General features: G+C 72.5%; 3 protein-coding genes and 1 pseudogene. All 4 read right to left on the reverse strand.

Translation table 11 applies throughout. The annotated features are described in order from the left end of the window. Positions 1 to 266: pseudogene (locus QR77_RS48075) on the reverse strand (3-carboxy-cis,cis-muconate cycloisomerase); the annotation flags it as partial. Next, positions 253 to 807: a protocatechuate 3,4-dioxygenase subunit alpha gene (pcaG, locus tag QR77_RS01620; protein WP_040019317.1), complete on the reverse strand. Its 555-nt coding sequence runs from the start codon at positions 805 to 807 to the stop codon at positions 253 to 255. The pseudogene QR77_RS48075 and the gene pcaG, both read right to left, overlap by 14 nt. Continuing rightward, positions 807 to 1,559, reverse strand: a complete 753-nt coding sequence (gene pcaH / locus QR77_RS01625; RefSeq protein WP_040019318.1) for a protocatechuate 3,4-dioxygenase subunit beta — start codon at positions 1,557 to 1,559, stop codon at positions 807 to 809. Before pcaH ends, pcaG begins: the two co-directional genes overlap by 1 nt. Positions 1,560 to 1,568: 9 nt before the next feature. Next, on the reverse strand, positions 1,569 to 1,650 hold an 82-nt coding region (locus QR77_RS48080; protein ID WP_040019319.1), incomplete at its 5' end, for a beta-ketoadipyl CoA thiolase.

Genomic DNA, 1,650 nt, shown 5'->3' on the forward strand with positions numbered 1-1,650 from the left:
GCGCGTACGGCGACCGACCGGACGTCGAAGCGGTCGGCCCTGGCCGCACCGGCGATCGCGTCGGCGGCCGATGCCGGGGCGTCGCCCCGTACGGACTGCGCCCGGACGAGGGCGGCCTCGGCGTCCAGCATCGCCTGGAGGAACGCGCTGTCGCCGGTGGCCTCCTCGACCGGCGCGGCGACCCGCAGCGGGGAGAGCAGGCCGACGTCGGCGGCGTCCCGCCCGCCGGACCCCGGTGACCTGCCGGGAGGCTCAGCGGAACTCAAGGAAGACCGTCTCCTTCGGTCCCTGGAGCCGGATGTCGAAGCGGTGGACGCCCGGTCCGCTCTCGGCGGCGAGGAGGGTGGCGCGCCGCTCCGGGTCGAGCGAGTTGAGCAGGGGGTCGCTGTCGGTGGCCTCCCCCGGCAGGTAGATCCGCGTGAACAGGTGGTGCAGCAGACCGCGTGCGAAGACGCACACCGACAGATACGGCACCCCGCCCGGCGGCAGCGTACGCACCACCCAGTGGCCGTCCGCGTCGGTGGTGATCCGGCCGAAGCCGGTGAAGGTGACCCCGTCCCTGCCCGCGTATCCCCCGGTCACCGGGTCACGCCGGATCGATCCGGGGGCGCCGGTCAGCGAGCCGTCGGGGGCGGGCTGCCAGATCTCCAGCAGCGCGTCCGGGACGGGCTGTCCCTCGCCGTCGTACACATGGCCGTGGACGGTGAGGGTGTCCGGGTGCGCGGTCGGGGCGATGTCGGGGCCGCCGGGGAAGGGCAGCGCGTAGCCGTAGAACGGTCCTACGGTCTGTGAGGGCGTGGGGAGCATCAGCGGCCTTCCTCGATCCAGGTGGCGGCGGGCCCGTCGAGGACGATGTCCCACCGGTAGCCGAGCGACCACTCGGACACCGACAGGTCGTGCTGGTACGCGGCGACGAGCCGCTGCCTGGCCGCCTCGTCGGTGACGGACTGGAGGATCGGGTCGTATGCGAAGAGCGGGTCGCCCGGGAAGTACATCTGGGTGATGAGCCGCTGGGTGAAGGCCGTGCCGAAGAACGAGAAGTGGATGTGCGCGGGGCGCCAGGCGTTCTCGTGGTTGCGCCACGGATAGGCGCCGGGCTTGACGGTGGTGAACGCGTAGTTGCCCTGGTCGTCGGTCAGACACCGCCCCACGCCGGTGAAGTTGGGGTCGAGCGGCGCGGGGTGCTGGTCGCGCTGGTGGGCGTACCGTCCTGAGGCGTTGGCCTGCCAGATCTCCACGAGCTGACCGCGTACCGGCCGCCCCGACCGGTCGGTGACCCGTCCGGTGACGGTGATCCGCTCACCGAGCGGTTCGCCGGTGTGCTGCCGGGTCAGGTCCGAGTCGAGGTCGGTGACGTCGGTGACCCCGAAGGCCGGTCCTGTCAGCTCGACCGCCTCCGGGTCCTGTACGACGGTCAGCGGCTGCCGGGGGTGGCGCAGCACACTGCTGCGGTACGGCGCGTAGCCGCGCGAGGGGTGGTGGCGTACGGCGCCGGAGCCGGCGTACGCGCGTATCTCCTCGGCGATCTCGTCCGATATCTCCTGCTGCGACAGTGACATGACGGTCCGTCACCTTTCCAATACGAGGGCGAGGCCCTGGCCGACGCCGATGCACAGGGCCGCGAGGCCGGTGCCGGATCCGGCGGCGGCG

It is taken from the genome of Streptomyces sp. 150FB, assembly GCF_000818195.1.
GTDB lineage: Bacteria > Actinomycetota > Actinomycetes > Streptomycetales > Streptomycetaceae > Streptomyces.

Coding starts and splice junctions, on each gene's coding strand:
- pcaG (WP_040019317.1), bottom strand. CDS start 807: ATGCTCCCCACGCCCTCACAGACCGTAGGACCGTTCTACGGCTACGCG.
- pcaH (WP_040019318.1), bottom strand. CDS start 1,559: ATGTCACTGTCGCAGCAGGAGATATCGGACGAGATCGCCGAGGAGATA.